General features: G+C 39.1%; 4 protein-coding genes. All 4 read left to right on the top strand.

The annotated features are described in order from the left end of the window. Positions 1–365 (top strand): oligopeptide/dipeptide ABC transporter ATP-binding protein (locus tag RVS70_RS21280; RefSeq protein WP_321134740.1); only part of this gene is annotated, 365 nt, incomplete at its 5' end. Positions 366–622: 257 nt separating this feature from the next. Then, positions 623–1,621, top strand: coding sequence for a TAXI family TRAP transporter solute-binding subunit (locus RVS70_RS21275; protein WP_166531006.1), 999 nt, complete (start codon positions 623–625; stop codon positions 1,619–1,621). 130 nt (positions 1,622–1,751) lie between these two features. Then, positions 1,752–2,285 carry a DUF1850 domain-containing protein gene (locus tag RVS70_RS21270; RefSeq protein WP_321134737.1) on the top strand — a complete coding sequence of 178 codons (534 nt, stop codon included), beginning with the start codon at positions 1,752–1,754 and terminating at the stop codon, positions 2,283–2,285. Beyond that, positions 2,278–4,278 (top strand): TRAP transporter permease, encoded by a 2,001-nt coding sequence (locus tag RVS70_RS21265; RefSeq protein ID WP_026682263.1) that lies wholly within the window; start codon positions 2,278–2,280, stop codon positions 4,276–4,278. Before RVS70_RS21270 ends, RVS70_RS21265 begins: the two co-directional genes overlap by 8 nt. Positions 4,279–4,989: the final 711 nt, after the last annotated feature.

The following is a 4,989-nucleotide window of genomic DNA, read 5'->3' as shown; positions in this document are numbered from 1 at the left end:
AGGTTGTCAATCTATTGAAAAAGCTACAGCGTGATCAAGGGCTAACGTATCTGTTTATTGCCCATGATTTATCGATGGTAAAATATATTAGTGATCGAATTGGCGTTATGTATTTTGGGAATATGGTAGAGCTAGCAGACAGTGAAGAGCTCTATAATAATCCGATTCATCCGTATACGAAATCATTGTTATCCGCTATTCCACTGCCAGATCCGAATTATGAACGGTCTCGTCAACGAACGAATTATGACCCAACAATCCATGATGTTAGCGAAGATCCTGAATTTAGGGAAATAAAACCTGACCATTGGGTGCGCTGTACGACAAAAGAATTGGAGCGATACAAAAAGGAATTAGGAGTGTAATGACAGGAAAATCCTTGCTGCCAGCGTGTGTTAGCAAGGATTTTTATCCTCTATATACTGCCAGTTATATGCGGGATAAAAACGTTCGTCATGTGGAAAATAATACCTGCATGAATAGTGAAATCCTACGCCACAATTGAACTCGCTTACATGTGGAAAAGTAATTGAAATTGGTTCTGTTAGGAATAGTTTGACAATATCATGAAAATAAATGTAAAATATATTCACATGTTAACGATGTATAAGGGGGAGTTTGTATGAAAAATAAAAACCTTATGGTTTCTATTGCTATGCTACTAGTATTAGCTCTATTTCTAGCGGCATGTGGTGGTAATGAAGAAGGCAAAAATGGTGATGGTGGATCAGATGGTGGAGACAAACCTAAGTTTCTAAGCATGCTTACAGGTGGAACAAGCGGTACCTATTACCCGCTTGGTGGAGAAATGGCAAAGATTATTGATGATGAAACAGGTATACAAACAGATGCACCATCTTCCAATGCTTCTGCTGATAATGTAATGGCATTAAGTAACGAAGAAGCAGATCTAGCATTCGTTCAGACAGATGTTGTAGCAAATGCTATTGAAGGAATCAATTCTTTTGAAGGTAAAGCTGTAGATAATGTTCAGGCGATTGGTTCGCTATATCCAGAGACTATTCAAATCGTAACAACAAAAGATTCCGGAATTGCATCTGTAGAAGATCTAGCTGGGAAAACGGTTTCCGTTGGTGCACCAGGGTCTGGTACGTATGTAAATGCAGAACAAATCCTAGAAGTACATGGTATGACAATGGATGATATTGATGCGCAAAACCTTGATTTTGGAGAGTCTACTGGTGGTATCCAAGACGGTAATATTGATGCCGCGTTTATCACAGCGGGTACGCCAACAGGAGCTGTTGAAGGATTATCAGCAACGGTTGATGTAGGAATTGTTCCAATTGCTAAAGATAAGGTTCAGGCATTAGTTGAAGAGTATCCATATTATGCTGAAGATACAGTTAAAGCAGGTACGTATAATATTGAAGAAGATGTAACAACAGTAGCAGTATTGGCAATGCTTGCTGTAAGAGATAGTTTATCTGAAGAGGTAGTATACGATATTACGAAAGCAATATACGAAAACACGGATAAAATTTCTCATGCAAAAGGTGAATTTATTACGAAGGAATCTGCGTTAGATGGTATTGGAATTGATCTGCATCCAGGTGCAAAGAAATATTTTGAAGAAGAAGGTATTTCTGCTTCAAAATAAGTTTTACAATAAATAACTTGGTGGCCGGCTGTAATCCTGCATGAATGTAGGAATTTGCTGCCGGTCAACCCATGTTTAGAAGCGTTTACATCTTCTTATACAAATCTCAACGGTTTCTAGGTGAATATTCATGAAGTTTTCTAAGAAAAAGAGAATGATAGCTATTCTGGTTCTTCTACTATTAATTACTCTACTTGCTTTATGTGTTCCTTTCCGAACAGCCCTAGTATTTTATGAAGAAAATACAAAGCAAATTGATGCGTTCCTTCCTATAGAAGATGGCGCCCCCTTCCAATTAATTTTCAAACATTCTATTCATTTAACGGATGTTGTGGAAAAATATGTTGTACTAGATAATCAGAATATGAAGCAAAATGAAATTGTATATGAAGAATTTGGAATTGGTATGCCATCTAATGCTCAAGAAGGTGAAGAATTCACGTATGAGGATGGAAAATACCATATTAAAAGGCTGGATAATATTTTTCCTAACATTAAATTAAGAAACGGCAAAACCGTTTCTGAAAATCGACTTGTTTGGGGCGAGAACGCAGAGCATCAAATCTACCTAAATAAATACTTTAAGCCAGGCTCTTGGTTTACTTTAAAAATAGAAAATTTAACACTATGGGAATACTTGAAAGGAGTGAGGATCGTTGAGTGACTCAAAAGATCAATTAACCGAAAAACAGCAAGAGGAATTGTTACAGAAATATGATTCTGAATCGAATACGAGAAAGCTTGCTGGTACAGCGGCTGCTATCGTTTTTATCGGATTATTAGCATTTTCTTTATTTCAGCTTTATACAGGAGCCTTTGGCCAATACACTGCTTACATTCAGCGTACGGTCCATTTAGGTTTTGCACTATCCCTAATTTTTCTATTGTTTCCAGCAAGAAAAAAGGGGAACAAGAAGAAGGTTGCTTGGTATGATTATTTGCTTGTATTATTGTCCATTATCGTTTGTGGCTACTGGCCAGTTTTCTATGAGACGTTAGTACAGCAAATTGGAAGTATTACACAGGTGCAGATGTTTATTGGTGGAGCAGCGATATTACTTGTTCTGGAAGCTACTCGACGAGCAGTAGGGCTTCCAATAACCATTATTGCAATTATCTTTTTGGTATACGCATTATTCGGCCCGTATATGCCAGGCATGCTTGCACATAGAGGGCTGAGTCTACAACAGTTAATTGATTCAATGTTTTTTACAACGCAAGGTATTTTAGGTACGCCTTTACAGGTATCGTCAACTTATATCTTTTTATTCCTATTATTTGGTGCATTTTTAGTACAAACTGGGGTAGGAAATTACTTTAATGATTTGGCAATTTCACTTGCGGGTCGTCGAACAGGTGGACCAGCAAAGGTTGCCATCTTTTCAAGTGCCTTGAATGGTACTATTTCAGGAAGCTCTGTTGCTAATACTGTTACAACTGGGTCTTATACCATACCGATGATGAAAAAGCTCGGTTATAAACCAAATTTCGCTGGTGCCGTTGAGGCGGCTTCCTCTACTGGTGGTCAAATTATGCCACCAATTATGGGAGCTGCAGCGTTTTTAATGATAGAGTTTGCTGGAGTGGGTTATTGGGAAATTGCGAAGGCGGCTACGATACCAGCCATTTTATACTTTTCTGGTATTTGGATAATGACGCATCTAGAGGCAAAGCGTACCGGCTTACACGGCTTGCCAAAGGACCAGATCCCGCCTAAAAAGGAAGTTTTCAAAAAGATTCATTTATTGCTTCCGATTATAGCTATTGTCTGGTTACTATTTAAAGGGTTTAGTATTGAACGAACAGCGTTACTAGGAATAGGTATTACGATCTTGGTTAGTATGTTTAGAAAAGATACACGGATTAATCTATCAAAATTTATAACGGCGTTAACCTCTGGAGCAAGAACGGCACTAGGTGTGGCAGCTGCAACTGCTTGCGCTGGTATTATAGTCGGTGTCGTAACAAAAACAGGTCTTGGGCTGAAATTGGGAAATAGTCTTGTAAGTATGGCAGGCTCTCTTGCAAGCTCTGCTGATATGCAGTTACTGCTTACACTGTTTTTCACAATGGTTGCTTCCATTATATTGGGGATGGGATCACCAACTACAGCTAACTATATCATTACATCAACGATTGCTTTACCAGCTATATTAGCATTGAATGATCAACTTGAAGTTGCCATACCAGTACTTGCAGGTCATATGTTTGTGTTTTATTTTGGAATTGTTGCTGATATTACACCTCCAGTAGCACTTGCCGCATTTGCAGCGACGGGAATATCTGGTGGTGAACCAATACGGACAGGGGTGAATGCTGCGAAATTGGCAGTAGCAGCATTTATCATTCCATATATGTTCGTTCTACAACCACAGCTGTTAATGATTGATACGACCGTACTAAGTATTATTTGGATTCTCTTTACGGCTATTACGGGCATGATTGCAATTGGTGCTGGTTTAATTGGGTTTTGGTACCTTAAGCTAAATTGGCTCGTCCGAATTATTTCCGTGGTAGTAGGTTTAATGCTCATTTATCCAGAAGGCAATACAGATATTTATGGGCTTATTGCATTTATCATTATGATTGCTGTTCAATTTATGATGAATCGGTCCCAAGGGCAAACAGAGCTGATGCAGCAAGCAAGTGAACAATAAAGTGAAACTTCAATCGTGGGGGATTTTGTTTATCCCCCCACGGATTCGAAGTACCACAAGGGTATGACCTAAAGGCCCTAGAAACAATCGGACATTTACTGGCAGTTTATCCCCACTCACCATATTAGTTTCACTTGATTGCTTGGAGTGTGGTCTTACTGCAAGTTATATGCGGGATAAAAAAATTACATGATTCAAGAGATGGGTTGTCGTAATATTTCGGCAGCCTATTTTTTGTTGTCTAGGAAACTATAAAATTAGCCCATCTGAATAAAAATGGGCATGTTGAGCCGCGTCCAGATCCAGCGCCCAGAAAACAGAGGCGACCTCACGAATCGCTCTAAGCTAAAGCATCATCGACTAGCAAGCACACCGTGATTCCTTTATTTCTGTTGACTCGCTCCAGTCGCTACGTTTTTATTCGGGCGCTTCCGCTTTTGTCTAAGTTAAGAAAGTATAAAATCAGTGCAATGACTGTGTTAAGCCAAGTAGTTATTTTGAAATGTTTGATGTATATTGGCAATGCTCCGACTAATTACTTCGCTTTCCGCGGGCACGGCCTCAACTAACTTTGCAAAGAAGGAGTTGCAAAGTGGATTTTCGGCTCGCGCTAATCCCGCAGGAGTCTACGTAATTAGTCTCCGCTATGAGAAGGTGCAACAATTCTTGTCATAAGTAATAGGTTGACTTTTTTTACAATGGGTAAAGTGA

The sequence above is a fragment of the Virgibacillus sp. M23 genome, from assembly GCF_034190895.1.
Taxonomy (GTDB): Bacteria; Bacillota; Bacilli; order Bacillales; family Amphibacillaceae; genus Virgibacillus; species Virgibacillus salarius.
Note: the sequence above shows the minus strand (reverse complement) of the source record. Positions and strands in the feature narration are given on the sequence as shown.

What these genes read in the sequence shown, in the direction of transcription:
- RVS70_RS21270 (WP_321134737.1), top strand. Translation starts at nt 1,752, where the DNA reads ATGAAGTTTTCTAAGAAAAAGAGAATGATAGCTATTCTGGTTCTTCTA.
- RVS70_RS21275 (WP_166531006.1), top strand. Translation starts at nt 623, where the DNA reads ATGAAAAATAAAAACCTTATGGTTTCTATTGCTATGCTACTAGTATTA.